A 17,611-nucleotide genomic window follows, 5' to 3' on the forward strand; every position below is an offset into this window, starting at 1 on the left:
CGAAACCGATCTTCATATATCCTCCATCCGGGCCATGGCTGCGATTCAGTCGACCACGCCGATCACCAGATCCATCACGTTGGTCCCGGTCGGACCGGTGACGTGCAGATCGTCGAGAGCGGCGAGGAAGGTATTGGAATCATTGTTTGCGAGCGCGCTGGTGGCGCTGATGCCGGCCCGGCGCGCGCGCGCGATCGTGGTGCCATCGGCGAACCCGCCGGCGGCATCGGTCGGGCCATCGGTTCCGTCGGTTCCGCTCGAAAGCAGGGCCGCGTTGGGAATGCCTTCCAGTGCCAGTGCGGCGACCAGAGCGAATTCCTGGTTGCGTCCGCCGCGTCCGCTGCCCTTGACCTTGAGCGTGGTCTCGCCCGCAGCGAGGAAGACCGTCGGCGAACAGGCGCCGTTGGCGGCGTCCGACATCGACGCCGCGAACCGGCGCGCGGCGTCGTGCGTGTCGTTATCCATGTGCGCATCGACGATGCGCGTCCGATAGCCTTCACGCTCGGCCATCGCCTCTGCGGCGGCCAGTGCGGAATTGCTGTCGGCCAGAACCAGATGGTTCGCGCGATCGTCGGTGGGTGCGTGCGACGACGGCGTCGGCCGTTCGAGTATTTCTAGAACCGACCGCGGAATCTTTTGCGTCACGCCATAGCGATCGAGGATGTCGAGCGCCTCGCGCGATGTGGTCGCATCGCGGAACGTGGGGCCCGATCCGATCATCGCCAGATCGTTGCCTGGTATATCGGAAATCATCAGCGTCAGCGAACGGGCTGGATGGATCGCGTCGAGCAGCCGTCCGCCCTTCACCTTCGACAGATGTTTGCGGATCGTGTTGATCTCGGTGATGTTCGCGCCGGAGGCGAGCAGGACGTCGGTGACCTCCGCCTTTTCGGCGAGCGTGATCCCGTCGGCCGGCGCGACCATAAGCGCCGATGCGCCGCCGGTCAGGGCGACGAACACATTGTCGTGCGGCCCCAGGCCATCAAGAAAATCGAGCATCGCGGTGGTGGCGCGGACGCCGCGTTCGTCGGGAATGGGGTGGCCCGCCTCGAACAGCTCGATCCGCCGGAGCGGCTCGGCATGGCCTTCCTTGACGATCGCGCAGCCGCCGTCGAGCCGGTCGCCCAGCACCTTTTCCAGTCCCGCCAGCAAAGAAGCGGCCGCCTTGCCGGCGCCGATCGCGATGACCCGTCCGGCAGGGTCGAGCAGCCATTCGAAACGCTGACCGCCCGATTCATAGATCCACGTGTCGCCGACCAGACGCGACCGTGCAGCGATGAGATTCTCACCGCGCACCGCGTCGATCGCGGCATCGTAAATGCGCGTCAGCAACGCCCGCCGTCGGATCGTATCGGTCCCGGCCATTGGCGGGAGATCGCCGATCTCCTGCGCATTCTCACTCATGCAACCCTCTCCCCCGCGCCGTGGCCTGAGCGTCGTTCGCTCGGCTTCGGCATCGGCTCATGCGGTGCTAGGAAGGGGGGATTGGCAAGACAATCGCACCTGTCCCGCCAGATGGAACAGTGCCGGTCCGGGCAGGCGAAAGGCGCTTACGTTTTCACAATGCGGGAAAGCCGCCGCGCTACGCCTCTTTAGCCGCCTGTTTGGGCCTATTGGAGCTTGACCATTCCGGATGTAATGTCGCCCGGCTCGATACTCCCGGAAAAACAAGGGGAGAGGGGCGGAGAGGGATCGCAAGCATGATTGGGGTGGCAGACTTCGCGGGCGAAGATGACCGGCTGGGACGCGTGCAATCTTTGGTGCGCGCATTCGGTCTGCTTGACGCGCTTGCAAAGCATGATGACGGCCTGACGCTGACCGAGGTCGCCAAGCTGGCGAGCCTGCCGCGTTCGACCGCCCACCGCCTGCTGACCACGATGGACGCCCTCCGCTACGTCGAATTCGATTCGAGCACCAATCGCTGGATGATCGGTGTCCAGGCGTTCGCGCTCGGCTCCGCTTTCGTGCAGGTGCGCGATCTCGGCCGGCTGGGACGGCCGATCATGCGCTCGCTGATGATCGAAGCGAACGAGGTGGTGAATATCGCCGTCTCCGACACCGAAGGCGTGCGCTATGTCGGCCAGGTCCGCCCGGTCGATCAGCGCGCCGGTGCCTGCCAACCCGGTATCCATCTGCCGATGCATACGACGGCGTCGGGCAAGGTATTGCTCGCGCATTGGAACCCCAGCGAGCTCGACCTCTTCCTCGAAGGGCGGCCGCTGACGCGCCGGACCTATTCGAGCATCATCGAAAAGAATGCGCTGGTCAGCCAGCTCGGCCAGATCCGCACTCAGGGCTTCGCGATCGACGACGAAGAGAATTCGACGGGGATACGCTGTGTCGCCGCGCCGGTGTTCGATCGCAACAACCGGGTGCGTGCGTCGCTCTCCATTTCGGGCACGATCGCGCGTCTGCCCGATCAGCGTCTCAATACGCTCGGGCGCTCGCTGGCCGCGGCGGCGCGGCGCATGTCCGAGGATATCGGCGCGGTTCTCGCCGCCTGATCTCGCTTTTTCGCTGAAGGTCCTGTCGCCCGTTCCGGGATGTGGAACGGCTGATTGACGGTGCGCGGGCGCGGGCGCCTAAATTTGGCAAAATCCGGGAGAGCGCCATGACTGAGCTTGATCGTCGCAGCCTGCTGGTCGGCAGCGGGCTTGGTATGGCCGCTGCCGCTTTGGCCATCTCCAGCGCACCGCAGGCCGGTGCCGCCGTGACCGCGCCCGGCCGCTCGACCATCCGCATCGGCAAGCAATTGATCAACGTCGTCGACCTGACGCACGAGCTGACCAATGATTTCAACCTGACCCCGGGCCGCCCCCGCATCGCGATGGATCCGATCGTGGGCTCGGGCTATGCTGTCGGCATGAACCTCAACCGGCTGATGCTGGTCGAGCATACCGGCACGCACATCGATGCGCCGCGTCACTTCGACAACAATGGCAAGAGCCTCGGCGAAATCCCGATCTCGGACCTCGTCGTCCCGCTCGCGCTGTTCGACATCAGCGCGCGCGTCGCCGCCAATCCCGACACCGCGCTGATGCCCGACGATGTCTTCGCCTGGGAAAAGAAATGGGGGCGTCTGCCCGCGGGATGCTGCGTCGCGATCAATTCGGGCTACGACATGATCGCGCGCGTCAAGGCGATGCAGGCAGGCGGCCCGCCCGCCGATTTCCACAAAAGCCCCGGCTTCGGCCCTGAAGTGTGCGAGATGCTGATCACGCAACGCGATGTCAAAGGTATCGCGGTCGATACCGGCTCGATCGACCGGGGCTCGAACTCCCCCGCCTATCCGGTCCATCAGCGCTGGTTGCGCAGTGGCCGTTGGGGAATCGAATTCCTGACCAATATGCAGGATGTGCCGCCCAGCGGCGCGGTTCTGATCGCGGGCGCGGCGCCGATCAAGGACGCGACCGGAATCCCGATCCGGGCGATTGCGCTCTTCTAGAGCGGGCCCACGGAAGCCGCTTCCACAATGCGGGACAGACGAGCCGCCGACCTTATCACCTCAAATCAAGTCCCATATCCTCCCGTTCAAATAATAAAATTGAATTTGGAGGGGATCGCAAATGACCGGCAGGACTGCGCACAGGATATTTCTTGCAACGGTAAGTGCCTTTGGTCTCGCGGCGCCCACGCTGGCGCAGCAGAGCCCGGCGCCGGCCGAAACCGGGGCGGCGGTTCCGGCGAGTGCTGCGAACCAGCCTTCCGCGACCGCGCAGGGCAACAGTGACGCCGCCGACATTGTCGTAACCGGATCGCGCATTGCGCGCGCGGGCTATAACGCGCCGACGCCGGTGACCGTGCTCCAGGCCGACCAGCTGACCAAGACCGCGCCGAGCAACATCCCGGACGCGCTCAACCAGCTGCCCCAGTTCCAGGGCTCGATCAGCCAGAATGCGCAGGCCGATACCGGCGCGTCGAAGGTCCGTTCGGGTAACTATCTCGACATCCGCGCGCTCGGGCCGCAGCGCGTGCTGATCCTGGAAGATGGACGCCGCGTTCCGCCGACCAGCAGCAATGGCTCCACCGACACCAACCTGATCCCGCAATTGCTGGTCGATCGCGTCGATGTCGTCACCGGCGGCGCGTCGGCGGCTTACGGCTCGGACGCGGTCTCGGGCGTGGTCAACTTCATCCTCAACAAGAATTTCACCGGCCTGAAGGGCAATATCCAGAGCGGCATTTCCACCTACGGCGACGATTCGTCCTACAAGGCGGGCCTCGCTTTCGGCACGGGCTTCTTCGACAACCGCCTGCACATCATCGCCAGCGCCGAGCGCTATCATTCGGACGGCATCGACGATCGCGCATCGCGCTATACCTCGAGCGGCCAGAACATCTTCTCGCAGGAAACCATCGGTGGATTGGGCACCGCAGCGTCGCCCTACTTCTACGTCGGCAACGCCAAATCGACCACCAGCGCGCTGGGCGGGTACATCCAGAACGGGCCGATGGCGGGCAAGCAGATCACGCTCGACGGGCAGATTGCCGCTTACAATCCCGGCACCGCTATCCCCGGGCGGCCCGGCTACGGCATTGGCGGTGACGGGCTGCTCGGTAATCCGCTGCCAGTGACGGGCGTGCCGTCGCTCACGACGACGCAGCTCTTTGGCCGGGCCAGCTTCGAATTCACGCCGAACGTGACGGCGTTCGCCGAGATCAGCTGGAATCGCGGTGAGAGCAAGGATCAGAATGGCCGTGCCGGCACCCCGGGAACTGGTGCGACGATCTTCGCCGGCAATGCCTATCTGACGCCCGCTCTCAATGCAGCGCTGGGCCCCAATGGCAGCTTCATCGTTGCGCGCTCCTTCCTGAACTGGGCCCCGAATACCGATGTCCAGGGCAGCCGCAACACCGTGATCAATGCCGGGCTGCAGGGCAAATTCTCGACCTTCAAGTGGGAAGCTTATTATACGCACGGCTCGTCGAGCTTCTTCACGCGCGCCTATCAGGTCGACAATGCGCGCTTCTTCGCCGCGGTGGATGCGGTTCGGGATCCTTCCGGCAACGTCGTCTGCCGCGTCACCCTGACCAATCCCGGTTCCTTCCCCGGCTGCGTTCCCCTGAGCGTGTTCGGCAACGGTCCCAACGAAACCAACGCGCAAAATTACGTCCGGCGCGAATCCGTCTGGGACACCAGCAACAAGATGGACCTGTTCGCGGTCAATATCTCCGGCGAACCCTTCTCGCTCTGGGCAGGGCCGGTCGGGGTCGCGTTGGGCGCGGAATATCGGCACCAGTCTCTTATTCAGACCAGCAACAGCAATCCGGCGATCCCCGTCGACTTCACCGGCCTGCGCGGCGTCAACACGACCAACCAGTTCGTCGGCGTAAATATCGGCGTCGCCGACGGCTCTTACAATGTGAAGGAACTCTACGGCGAAATCGACGTGCCTTTGCTCAAGGATTCGGTGATCGGCTCGCTCGATGCCAACGGTGCGGCGCGCTACACCGATTACAGCACCTCCGGATCGGTCGCGACCTGGAAGCTGGGCCTGTCCTATAACCCGATCCACGATCTGCGCCTGCGCGGCACGGTGTCGCGTGACATTCGAGCACCAACCCTGTTCGAACTGTTCGCGGGCAAGCAGCAGACCACCAGTCCGCTGACCGATCTGCACACCGGCCTTTCGCAGAACGTGAATGTGATTTCGTCGGGCAACCCCGATCTGAAGCCGGAGAAGGGGCTGACCTATACGATCGGCGCGGTGCTCAGTCCGTCCTTCCTGCGCGGTTTCAACGTCTCGGTCGATTATTACAATATCAAGATCAAGGACGCGATCGCGCAGCCCTTCACCTATATTCAGGAGGACGATTTCTGCGAGCAAAGCGGCGGTACCAGCCCGCTATGCGCGCAGGTCATCCGGCCCGGGCCATATTCGGATCATTCGGCCGCGAACTTCCCGACTCAGATCCTGCTCCAGAACCTGAACCTGGCTTGGACCCAGACCAACGGGCTCGACTTCGAGGCGAGTTACCGCACCAGCATCGGGCCGGGCTCGCTCAGCACCAGGCTGCTCGCCACCCGCCTGATCTCCTACAAGCAACAGCCTTCGTCCGTGCTGCCGGAGCGCGATTATGCGGGGAATGCCGACTTCATCCAGGGCTTTTATCCACTGCCCATGCCGAAATGGCGCGGCACGATGAACGTCGATTATTCGGTCAATGCATTCGGCATCGGCGTGCAGGAACGCTATGTCGGCGCCTTCCACATTTCCGATATTTTCCAGTATGTTGATAACAATATCAAGCCGACTTTCTACACCGATCTCAACCTGTCCTACGATTTCGGGAAAAAGAAGAACATCGAGCTCTATGCGACGATCAACAACCTGCTCAACCAGAAGGGACGGCTGTTCCTGATCAGCCCCGTTCCCGGATTGAACATTCCGACGTCGCGCAACGTCTACGATATCGTCGGCCGGTACTGGACGGTCGGCGTGAAGTTCAAATTCTGACGTCACGCGGTTTCCTCTCCCACCCTGGCGGCGGCGATGCCGGGCATCGCCGCCGCATTTTTTGGGTGAGTTGCGTGATGCCCGCGCGCATGGCAGGACCTTGACGCTGCGGCGCCACGAAAAGCGAGGACGAGGGTGCCTGAACCGATCTCTTTACCGCTCCCCACGCCGGGTGAAATCGCGCAGCGCGCGCTGCTGATCGAATTGTTCGATGTCGCGGTCGCGGCCGTGTCGGCGGATCTCTGCATTCCCGCGCAATTGCCCGCGCCGGTGCCCGGCCGCACCCTGATCCTCGCGATCGGAAAGGCCGGCGCGGCGATGGCGCGCGCGGTCTACCGGCATATGGAAGGCACGGTCGATGGCATCGTGCTCACGCGCTACGGCCACTCCTATCCCGCCAGCCAGATGCCGCCCGGCTTTACCGTGTTCGAAGCCGGCCATCCGCTGCCCGACGAACATGGCATCGCCGCGACGCGCCACATCCTCGACGCGGTGCGCGCGTTGGGCCCCGACGATCAATTGCTGGCGCTGGTATCGGGCGGCGCGTCCGCGTTGCTGACCATGCCCGCGACCGGCGTGACCTTGGCCGACAAGCAGGATGTCACGCGTCAGCTTCTGCAATGCGGCGCATCGATTTCCGAGATCAACTGCGTCCGCACCCATTTGTCGGGGGTTAAGGGTGGCCGCCTCGCGCTCGCCGCCGCGCCGGCCAAGGTGGTTACCTTGGTCCTGTCCGATATTCCCGGCGACGATCCCGCGTTGGTCGGCTCGGGCCCGACCCTGCCCGATCGGACCAAACTCGAAGACGCACGCAAGATCCTCGCCTTGTACGGCATCGTCACGCCGGACCATGTCCGCGACGCGCTGGCCGATCCGGCGAACGAAACGCCCAACGCTTCGCGCAGCGAGTTCGACGCGGCCGAGACGCGCGTGATCGCGCGATCGATCAACGCGCTCCAGGCTGCAGGACAGATGGCGGCGGCCGCGGGCTATACCCCGGTCTATCTCGGCGGCGACATCGAAGGCGACAGCACCGAAGTCGGCACGATCCACGCCGCGCTCGCTCTGCACCATGCGCAGAAGGGCGGGCGCTGGGCCTTGCTGTCGGGCGGCGAGACCACGGTCGTCGTGCGCAATGCCGACGGGCGCGGCGGGCGCAACACCGAATATCTGCTCAGTCTGGCGCTGGCGCTCGATCGCACGCCCGGCATTTCGGCTCTGTCGTGCGACACCGACGGCATCGACGGGACCGAGGACAATGCCGGCGCGTTGATCACGCCGACCACATTGGCGCGCGCGCGCCGCGCGCGGCTGTCGCCGGCGAGCGCGCTGCGCGCGAACAAGACCTACGACTTCTTCGCCGGGTTGGAGGATCTGGTCGTGACCGGCCCGACCCGCACCAACGTCAACGACTTCCGCGTCATTCTGGTCGACCGCTGAAGCGAGCGCTGTTTTCGGCATGTGGGATGACCGCATGCCGCGCGTTGCACGAGGCATGGCGCTGGCCATAGCGTGGCGACCCTGCCGTTCCGACAGGGAGACGACGCCTTCATGACCTGGTCCCAAGGATATGATCCGCTAGGATCGCCGATATTGTCGACGATAGCGGCGGCGCTTCCGATCCTGGTCATGCTGGGCGGGCTCGCCTTCCTGCACATGCGCGCGCACGTCGCCGCGCTGGCGGGGCTGGCCACCGCCGTGCTGGTCGCGGTCATCGGCTTCCATATGCCCATCGGGCTGGCGGGCCGCGCGACCGCGTTCGGCGCGATCAACGGGCTGATGCCGATCGGCTGGATCGTGCTCAACATCATCTTCCTCTACCAGCTCACCAACGAACGCGGTCAGTTCGAGATCTTGCGCAACTCGATTGCGGGCGTGACCGAGGATAGCCGCCTTCAGCTTCTGCTGATCGCCTTCTGTTTCGGCGCTTTCTTCGAGGGCGCCGCCGGGTTCGGCGCGCCGGTCGCGGTCACGGGCGCGATGCTGATCGGGCTGGGCTTCACCCGGCTGCAGGCATCCGGCCTGTCCCTGATCGCCAATACCGCGCCGGTCGCATTCGGCGCGCTCGGCACGCCGATTCTGACCTTGGCGTCGATCACAGGCCTGCCGTTGCTCGATCTGTCGGCGATGGTCGGGCGGCAGATGTTTCTGTTCTCGCTGATCGTGCCCTTCTGGCTGCTGATCGCCTATTGCGGCTGGCGGCGCATGCTCGAAGTCTGGCCGGCGACGCTGGTTGCCGGTCTGACCTTTTCCGTGCTCCAGCTCGTCATCTCGAACCTGCACGGGCCCTGGCTGACCGCGATCGTATCGTCGGTCGGGTCGATCCTCGCGCTGATCCTGTTCCTGCGGGTATGGCAGCCGAAGCGGATCATGCACGTCAACGAAGCCCCGCTCAGCCGCGGCGACGAACGCGTGCCGGTGGCGTCGGCCGACCATCCCGAGGAAGCCGACGAAGCGGTGATCCGATCGGCCGAAGCCCCGACGCGGCGCGCGGTCGCCAAGGCGTGGATGCCGTGGCTGATCCTGACCATCACGGTATTCGTGTGGGGTGCCCCCCAGGTGAAGGGCGTGCTCGACAGCCTGTTCAGCCTCGAACTGCACGTGCCGGGCCTCGACAAGGTCGTGCTGCGTATCCCACCGGTGGTGGCGTCGGCGCAAGCCGAGGCGGCGGTCTACAAGTTCAACCTGCTGTCGATGACCGGCACCGCGATCCTGTTCGCGGCGGTCCTGTCGGGCTTGCTGATGGGCGCCCGGCCGGGCGAACTGGTGCGGACCTATGGCCGCGCGCTGCGATCGGTCTCGACCTCGTTGCTGACGATCGCGGCAATGCTCGGCCTGGGCTATCTCACTCGCTTCGCCGGGATCGACGCGACCATGGGTCTGGCCTTCGCCGCGACCGGTCTGCTCTATCCTTATTTCGGCACGATGCTCGGCTGGCTCGGCGTCGCGGTGACCGGCTCGGACACCGCCTCCAACGTGCTGTTCGGCAGCCTTCAGAAGATCACGTCGAACCAGCTGGGTCTGTCGCCGGTGCTGATGGCCAGCGCCAACAGCGCGGGTGGCGTGATGGGCAAGATGGTCGATGCGCAAAGCATCGTCGTCGCCTCGACCGCGACCCAATGGTTCGGCCAGGAAGGCCGCATCCTGCGCTACGTATTCTGGCACAGCATCGTGCTGGCCTCGCTGGTCGGCATCCTGGTGATGCTGATGGCCTATGTCGCACCGTTCACGTCGCTGGTGGTCGTCGCCCACTGAGCCAAGCCACCGAAAAACAGACAAGCGAGAGGAAGAGGGACAATGACCGAACCGAAGGTGCGTCGCCGCGATCTGCTTCAGGCAGGCGGCGTGTTGGGTCTGGCGCTGACGACGGCCGGAAGCGGCTCGGTCCAGGCCGCGGTCCGGGCGATGTCCGATGCCGGCAAGCAGCCCTGGTACAAGAAGCCCTATCGGATCGTGCAGACCAATTTGCGCGAGCCCGACATTCGCGAGGATCCGCGCAAGATCGCGCGCGACATCCGCGAATTCGGCGGCAACGTCATCGTCTCCAACGTCGGCGGCATCGTCGCTTTCTATCCGACCGCGCTCGAATATCAGTATCGCTCGCGCTTCATGGGCGACGGCGATTTCGTGAAGGGCATGATCGAGGCCTCGCGCGCCGAAGGCCTCGCTTATATCGGCCGGTTCGATCTCACCAAGTCGATGCGCAAGACCTACGACGCGCATCCCGAATGGTTCATGATCAATCGCGACGGATCCCCGCGCGAATATGCCGGCACCTATCAGGCCTGCCCCAACGGCCAATGGGCGCAGGATTATGCGGTCCAGATCCTCAAGGAAGGCATGGGCCGCTATCCGATGGATGGCGTCTTCTTCAACGGCGCCGGCTTCTCGATGACCGATTACGGCAACACCAATCGCGGCATCTGCGTGTGCCCGAACTGCCAGCGCCGTTTCCGCGAAATGTACGGCAAGGATCTGCCCAAGACCGACGGTCCCGCCGATCCGAACTGGAAGGATTATCAGGAATTCCAGGAACGAATCACGACCGAATTGTTCGACCGGAACTATGCGGTGATCAAGGCGATCCAGCCCGACGTGGCGGTGCTCGGCTGGAACATGAAGAACGAGGTGGCACGCGGCGAATTGCAGCGCCGCGTCGATCGGCCCGCGCCCGAATGGGCCTATCAGTCGGGCGAGCAGAGCCGGCAGATCCAGTCGACCGTGCCGGGCAAGTCCTTCTCCTCAACCTCGACCGCGCATGTCGATTATCCCTGGCGTCAGGTGCTCGAGGACGGCCCCTATCATATGACGCGGCTCGCGCAGCAACTCGGCACGGGCGCGATGCTCGACCTCTATCTGATGGGCTCGTTCGACGATCAGGACGATCATCGGTTCGAGGCGCCGCTGCGCACCTTGTTCCAGTGGCACAAGGCGCACGAGGCGCATTATGCGGGCCTCAAGCCGGGTGCGCGCGTCGCGATGTACAGCGGTGCTCGCGGGCTGAGCGCGCTGCTCGGCGGTGAGGGCAAGACCGCGACCGCCGGTTGGCGCGGGGTCTATACGGCCTTGCTCGACCGGCGCATTCCGTTCTGGATGGTGAATGCCGATCGGGTTGCCGATGGCGTCACCAAATTGTCGACGCGGGACTGGGATGTCGTCATCCTGCCCGCGACGGCATCCTTGTCGGATGCGGAGGCAGCCGCGCTCGACGGCTTCGTCCATGAAGGCGGCACCGTGATCGCGATCGGCCTGACCGGGACCTATGCCCCGACCGGCGAGAAAAGATCGAAAATGCCGATGCAGAGTTCGCCGATCGAATCCTACAACAAGCCGCTCGAAGACCATGGCTGGAGCTTCGATGCGAAGACCTCGCCCATCGATTTCGGCGGCGCGCACATCCCGGCCGACGGCGAATATTATCCCGCCGATCTCAAGCCCGGCACGACCAGCTTCCTGAAGCTTGCCCCCGAGCAGCCGTTCGGGCCGCCCGAGCTGAGCTATGCACATCCCGAGACCAAGGCGCTGGCCTATCCCGGCATCCTCGTGCGCGAGTTCGGCAAGGGCCGGTCGATCCACATCCCGTGGCGGCCCGACGTTCAATATTATCGCGACGGCCTGCCCGATCATGCCGCGATCTTCGCCGGCCTGATCGACCATTATGCACCCCCGGCCGAGGTGAGACTGGAAGGCGCCGGCCCGGTCGAGCTGATGACGATGCGCAAGCCCGGTGGGGGACTGCTCGTCCATGTCGTCAATTATGCGGGGCAGCGGAATGGCCTCTATGAAGAACCGCCGCTGATCCACGGCCTGCGGCTGGGCGTGCGCGGCGGTGGCGCGGCGGCAAGCCTGGTCGTGCCGGGCGCGCTGAAGCCGATCGGGGCACCCGATGCGAAGGGCTATCGCTGGTACGCGCTGCCGCCGGTCGGCTATTTCGAAGCGATCACCGTTGCGCGCAGCTAGGCTCGCATTCCTGGGCGTCGCGCTGGCCGTCTTGCCGGCTGGCGCGGCCGCCCCGGACAACGACGCCTATGTGACCGAGTATATGGCGGCGGCGCAGGCGGTGCGCCCGTTCCGCCCGGTGACGAGCTTCGATCCGGACATCAGCCTGGACCGGGCCTATGCGGTCCAGCATCGCATCGTCGAACGCCAGCTTGCGGCCGGCGATCGCATCGCGGGCTATCGCGGCGGCCTGATGTCGCAGGCCTCGATGCACCAGCGCGGCGTCGCGCAGCCTTTGGTGGCGGTGCAGTTCCGGTCCGGCCGGCTGGCCTCCCCGGCGACGCTTTCGCTCGCCGGTTACCGCCATGCCGCGCTCGAGGTGAAGCTCGGCTTCCTGTTCGGCCGTGATCTGCCCCCCGGTCCGCTCACGCCCGAGGCGGTTCGCGCCGCCGTGCGTAGCGTGGTGCCGGTGATCGACCTGCCCGATATCGGCTATGCCGACCCGGCCCATTATTCGGCGGCCGATATGGTCGGCGCCAATATCTCATCCGCCCGCTTCGTGATCGGCAAGCCCGCCCGATGCTGTGCCGACCTTGATCAAGAAAGCGCCACGCTGACGCGCGACGGAAATGCGCTGACCCATGGCGTGGGGCGGGATTCGTTGGGGGATGCGTGGGGCAGCCTAGTAGCCATCGTCCAGCTTGCCCGCGCACAGGGCTACAGGATACGGCGCGGCGATATCGTTCTAACCGGCAAGATCGGTGACAAAGTGGACGTTCAGCCGGGCACTTATGCCGCGCATTTCGGCACGCTGGGCGAGGTGCGTCTGACAGCGACCGCCCACTGAGCTTTCCGGCCCCGGCGGGCTATTTCCACGGTCTTGGGTGAGGGAAGCGAACGCGGTCAAGGCGAAGCAGCGCATAGACTCTCTCCGGTCATCTTGCCTGAGCCGGAAGATAAGGAGTCAAATCCGCAACCGCCAAGGCCGCCGGCTTTGGTCCGTCGCAATATGCATGCTGCTGCCTGCGGTCAGGCGGCGCGGCGGTCGCGCTTGGGCGTCTTTTCCATCACGCCGACGACGATCGCGAAGATCATTCTGAACATGGCACACGCTCCCCTGTTGAGCGTGGCCAGTCTAGCAAAACTATGTTGCCGTTCGGTGACTCGGCTGTGGCCTTCAGGCCACGCTGGGGCCGCCTTGGCCCCAATACGCGTCGATGAACGGCTGGAGGTGGGCGCGATAGGGCTCGGCGACGCCGATGCCGCTGCGGTTGATCGGGCGGCGCACCTGCAGCGCGCTCGCGGTCGCGACGACGCGGTCGGTCTCGTGGAATTTGTGGACCGCGGCTTCCTCCGCCAGCCCGCAATGGGCCAGGATGCGCCGCGTCCAGTCTTCGGGCGCATCGACCAAGGCGGGATAGGGCACCACCAGAAGCCTGTCGCCGAGCCGGTCCTGCCAGAATTCGACCAATTGATCCTCCAGCCTGAAATGGTGGGCGATATCGGTCAGGCCGTAGCTCCAGGCGACGCCATGAATGAAGAAGGTGCGGAAGCAGGACCAGGCGGAATCGAGCGGATCGCGCCGCATCCATATCAAGGGCGCGTCGGGCAGGCTCGCCGCGATCAGGCCGAGGAAGCGACTATTGTCGATCGTCTTGTCGATCATCCGTCCTTGGACGCCGAATCGTTCTTCGAGCAGGTGAAGATAAAGGCCGGCCATCTTCTCGACCGTGCCGCCGCCCCCCAGGTAAGCGGTGATCGCGTCGCCCGATACGCCCCCCGTCGCGACCGCGACGTGGTGCGCCAGACTGATCTCGCCCCCGTCCGCGACATTGCTGTGGCTGGTTAATATCTGCTCGATCAGCGTCGTGCCCGAACGCGGCAGGCCCGTAACGAAGATCGGCCGGGCGGTGGGCAAAGTCTGTTGCGCGTTGAGGCGTTCGATCATGCCGGGCTCGAAGCCGGTCATCGCGGCGGCAGCGCTCGCCTCGTCGCCGCGGCGGCTATAGGGGACGTCGCTGCGCAGCAGGCGCGCGCCCTCGGCGATGGCGGCGAATGCCTCGTCATGCTCGCCCCGGTCATGGTGGAGCTTGCCGAGCGCGTAAAAGTAGCGCGCGCGCTCGCGCGGCGGCTGGGCTTCGGCCGCCGCGCGATCGCCCAGCATGCGGTCGCCGAGCGGATCGCGCGCGAGATTCACCATCGAGGACAGCGAAAGCCAGGCCGGGCCCCAGCCGGGACGGGCTCGGACCACCTTTTCCAGTTCCTCGCGGCCCTGATCGATCAGACCGAGCGTGATCGCGACATTGCCGAGCAGATAGGAGCGTGCGGCGGGATCCATGCGCTTCGTGGGCAAGGTGAGCAGCAGATCCCTCGCCTGCTTGAGCCGGCCAGTCTGGGTCAGCAGGATGACCTTGTCATATAAAGCTTCGGTTGCGCCGCCGCCGGCGGCGGCGAATGCATCGATCGCGCGGATCGCGAGGCTGACCTCACCACTCATCCGCATCAGCTCGGCAATCCGCTTCCATTCGGTGCCGAGCGGCGCGCCGGTGGCAAGCAAGCTCTCCACCGCGGCGTTGGTCGCCTCGCGGTCGCGCCGCGCCAGCGCGTCGCGCAGCGCGGCGATGAGGGGACTCGCCGCAACGGGATTCAGGGTGGCCACGCACCCTAGTAGACAAGGTGCCTGTGGCGACCAAGCCTCACTTGGGATCGTGCCGGGGCCGATATGACGGCGGAATCCCGGGATTTTTGCTGCGCCGCCTAAGAAAGCGCCGAATCATTAACTATCAAAATCGCCCATCCGGGCGGCGATTCCTTGACAGACCATGAATGTTTCCAGTTAACTCTCCGTAACTTGCCCGAGGGGGACTCGGGCCGGAACAGGGGTACGTCATGAAAATCAAGGCGATTCTCGCTTGCGGCACCGCAGCGACCTTGCTCGCGATCAGCAGTGCTGACGCGGCGACCATCAATCTCGTCGATCTGGGCGGCGTGAGCGGCTCGGTCGCGGAAAAGGATTTCAACATCGCTGCCAAATTCTGGGGCACGATGTTCACCAACAACGTGACGATCAACCTGGGCGTCGGTTTCGACTCGCTTCCGCCGAATGTGATCGGCTCGACCGGCAGCCGCCGCGCCGACATCAGCGTCGCCAGCTGGGAAGCCCTGGTCAACGCGACCAAGAGCAACTCGGCGCTCGACCAGCAGGTCGTTCTGCCCTCGATCGGCCCAAATGGCGCGATCAGCTACATCACCGCCGGCACGGATGCGAGCGGCGGCAACTCGAACGCGTCGGCCGACCAGGTCTATGCCGACGATTCCAAATATGCCGGCGCGGTGTTGTATGCGAACAGTTCGCTGATCAAGGCGATCGGCGGCTCGCTGTCGAGCCCGGGCTCGCTCGACGGCGCGGTGACGTTCAGCAGCGACTTCTCGTTCGATTTTGATCCGACCGACGGCATCTCGGCGGGCCATATGGACTTCCTGGGTGTCGCGATCCACGAAATCGGCCATGCGCTGGGCTTCGTCTCGGGCGTGGACTATTTCGATTATTACGGTTCGCCCAATGGCCCGGGTGCGGGTGCGCTCGGCTACGATCTGAACGACACGTCGATCTTCAGTGCGCTCGACATGTTCCGCTACAGCAACGATCCGAACAATCTCGGGCCGGGCGGGCCGCAGATCGATCTGACGACCGGCACCGATTCCTACTTCTCGATCGATGGCGGCCAGACGGCTCTGTTCGGCAACACCTTCTCGACCGGCACCTACAATGGCGACGGCAACCAGGCGTCGCACTGGAAGGACGCCGAGGGCGCCAATGCCTGCGGCCCGCAACTCGGGATCATGGATCCGACCTTCTGCTACGCCCAGATGGGCGACGTGACGTCGCTCGATCTGGCGGCGTTCGACGCGATGGGCTGGAACCTCAGTGTCGACGCGCTCGCCAACAATGGCGCCTATCACCGGACCACGTCGGAAATCTATGCCAGCCTCGCACCGGAGCCCGGCACGTGGGCGCTGATGCTTGGCGGCTTTGGCGCGGTCGGCTTCTCGCTGCGTCGCCGGCGGACCACGGTCAGCTTCGGCTAACGCGTTTTCCGATAAGGCCCAAAAAAAGCGCCGCCGGTCCTCGTGACCGGCGGCGCTTTCTTTTTCAGGTCCAGCTCAGATTGGTGAGCGAGTTGGCCGGCAGCGCGACCGTCGCCATGCGTCCGCCGTTGCGGATCTGGACCGTCCGGTCGGAGCCGGCATTGGTCAGCACCATCGCCTTGCGGCCATCGGTATTCACGAAGGCAACATGGGCCAGCTGGTCGATATCGCCGCTGGATTGAATCACGGTCGCGCCGCGCCGCGCGGCGTGATTGAGGTGCTTGATCGCCCAATAATTGGCGCCGCGCTCGGTTATCTGCTTGGTCTTGGAATCGATTGTGGTGGTGCCGTTCAGATCGAATGGGCCGATATTGGGTCGGCCGGTCTCATCGAGCACGACGTTCCAGTCGATCATGCAGCGTACCCAGTTGCGTAGTGCGTGAGTGGCGCCCAGCCCGGACTGGACGATCGCGGACATCGGATCGAGCTTGGGCTTGGCCTCGACCGTGCCGACGCCCGCCGTCATCGGGCCGGGCGTCGCGGCGAACTCGATCGTCCCCTTGCCCGCGGCGAGCTCGAACCCGCCTTCGGTCCAATAGGCACTCTTGGTCGGATAGGCGTCGTGGATACGGGTCATCGATTCCGCTGCGCCGACATAAGGATGCCAGGCGATGCCGTCGGCATATTTGAACACGTTCGGATCTTCGAGCGTGTTGAACACGCGCCCCCACAGATTGAAATTATGGTCGAGCAGCCAGATCTTGGTCGAAAGTCCCGCCGCCTCGATCGCGGGGCCGAGATGCTTGCCGACAAACGCGACCTCATATTCCTGCGGCCAGGCGGCGGCGGGCATGCGGCCGGCCTGATCGGTGTCGCTTTCATTCTGGGTGGTGATCGCGTCGAGCTTCACGCCGGCGGCCTGATAGGCCTGCAGGAATTTGACGAGATATTGGGCATAGACCGCGAAATTGGGTGGCTTGATATTGCCGCCCAGCATCGAATTGCCATTCTTCATCCAGCCGGGCGGGCTCCACGGCGAGGCGAGCATGAACAATTCGGGATTGATGTGCCGTGCGGTCAGCAATTCGGGCAAGACATAGGCGCGGTCGCGATCGATCGAGAAGCGCGCCAGCGTCGGATCGGGCGCGCCTTCGTCATAGCTGAACATCGCGGTCGCATAGTCGCTCGAACCTATACAGATGCGGGTGACGTTGATGCCAAGCTCATCGGGTGAAAACAGCTCGTGCATGAACGCTTCGCGCGCGCCCGGCGCGAGCGTGTTGATCAGATAGGCCGATGCCTCGGTGAAGGCGGCGCCGAAGCCCAGCACGTCCTGGAACGTCGTGGTCGGATCGAGCGTGATCGCGTCCGCCGCGTCGCCGGCGACGGGTTGCCAGTCGAGTCCCGAGACCGCGGTGAAGCGCTTGTCGCCCGCACTTTGCTGGATCCGGATCGCACCGACGCCACGCGCGATCGCTGGAACCGTGGCGGCCGTAGCCAGCCCCGCGGCTCCCCCCAGGAAGCCGCGCCGCGTCGTGCCCTTCATTTTGTCCTCCCTGACATCGTTATCAAAAACGCCATAACGAAAGCCGGGCAGACATGCAAAAAGGACGCCGCCGATTGTC

General features: G+C 64.7%; 11 protein-coding genes. 8 read left to right on the forward strand and 3 right to left on the reverse strand.

Translation table 11 applies throughout. The features are described 5' to 3' along the window. Positions 1-45: 45 nt before the first annotated feature. The gene (locus VK533_RS08560) at positions 46-1,404 is read right to left on the reverse strand and encodes a glycerate kinase type-2 family protein (protein ID WP_324376444.1); all 1,359 of its coding nucleotides are present in this window, start codon (positions 1,402-1,404) and stop codon (positions 46-48) included. A 296-nt stretch (positions 1,405-1,700) separates the two neighbouring features. Between VK533_RS08560 and VK533_RS08565 the strand changes: the two genes are divergently transcribed. The 7 genes from VK533_RS08565 to VK533_RS08595 all read left to right on the forward strand — a co-directional run bounded on the left by VK533_RS08565 (position 1,701) and on the right by VK533_RS08595 (position 12,744). Continuing rightward, a complete protein-coding gene (locus tag VK533_RS08565; RefSeq protein WP_324376445.1) occupies positions 1,701-2,504 on the forward strand; it encodes an IclR family transcriptional regulator in 804 nt (267 codons plus the stop codon). A 107-nt stretch (positions 2,505-2,611) separates the two neighbouring features. Beyond that, positions 2,612-3,445 carry a cyclase family protein gene (locus VK533_RS08570; RefSeq protein ID WP_324376446.1) on the forward strand — a complete coding sequence of 278 codons (834 nt, stop codon included), beginning with the start codon at positions 2,612-2,614 and terminating at the stop codon, positions 3,443-3,445. Positions 3,446-3,566: 121 nt separating this feature from the next. Beyond that, positions 3,567-6,458 carry a TonB-dependent receptor plug domain-containing protein gene (locus VK533_RS08575; protein ID WP_324376447.1) on the forward strand — a complete coding sequence of 964 codons (2,892 nt, stop codon included), beginning with the start codon at positions 3,567-3,569 and terminating at the stop codon, positions 6,456-6,458. A 135-nt stretch (positions 6,459-6,593) separates the two neighbouring features. Further along, positions 6,594-7,898, forward strand: coding sequence for a glycerate kinase (locus VK533_RS08580; RefSeq protein ID WP_324376448.1), 1,305 nt, complete (start codon positions 6,594-6,596; stop codon positions 7,896-7,898). 111 nt (positions 7,899-8,009) lie between these two features. After that, positions 8,010-9,713, forward strand: a complete 1,704-nt coding sequence (locus tag VK533_RS08585; RefSeq protein ID WP_324376449.1) for an L-lactate permease — start codon at positions 8,010-8,012, stop codon at positions 9,711-9,713. A gap of 42 nt (positions 9,714-9,755) precedes the next feature. Then, positions 9,756-11,918: an alpha-amylase family protein gene (locus VK533_RS08590; protein ID WP_324376450.1), complete on the forward strand. Its 2,163-nt coding sequence runs from the start codon at positions 9,756-9,758 to the stop codon at positions 11,916-11,918. Then, positions 11,905-12,744 (forward strand): hypothetical protein, encoded by an 840-nt coding sequence (locus tag VK533_RS08595; protein ID WP_324376451.1) that lies wholly within the window; start codon positions 11,905-11,907, stop codon positions 12,742-12,744. Before VK533_RS08590 ends, VK533_RS08595 begins: the two co-directional genes overlap by 14 nt. A gap of 330 nt (positions 12,745-13,074) precedes the next feature. Here the strand turns inward: VK533_RS08595 and VK533_RS08600 are convergent, their stop codons facing one another. Continuing rightward, the gene (locus VK533_RS08600) at positions 13,075-14,556 is read right to left on the reverse strand and encodes a sulfotransferase (protein ID WP_324376452.1); all 1,482 of its coding nucleotides are present in this window, start codon (positions 14,554-14,556) and stop codon (positions 13,075-13,077) included. A gap of 230 nt (positions 14,557-14,786) precedes the next feature. Between VK533_RS08600 and VK533_RS08605 the strand changes: the two genes are divergently transcribed. Beyond that, complete coding sequence (locus VK533_RS08605) at positions 14,787-15,986, forward strand: NF038122 family metalloprotease (RefSeq protein ID WP_324376453.1); 1,200 nt, start codon at positions 14,787-14,789, stop codon at positions 15,984-15,986. A 64-nt stretch (positions 15,987-16,050) separates the two neighbouring features. Here VK533_RS08605 and VK533_RS08610 read toward each other — a convergent pair whose 3' ends face one another. Beyond that, positions 16,051-17,532, reverse strand: a complete 1,482-nt coding sequence (locus VK533_RS08610; RefSeq protein WP_324376454.1) for a glycoside hydrolase family 30 protein — start codon at positions 17,530-17,532, stop codon at positions 16,051-16,053. Positions 17,533-17,611 lie beyond the last annotated feature (79 nt).

The organism is Sphingomonas sp. (genome assembly GCF_035317925.1).
In the GTDB taxonomy this organism is placed as follows: domain Bacteria; phylum Pseudomonadota; class Alphaproteobacteria; order Sphingomonadales; family Sphingomonadaceae; genus Sphingomonas_I.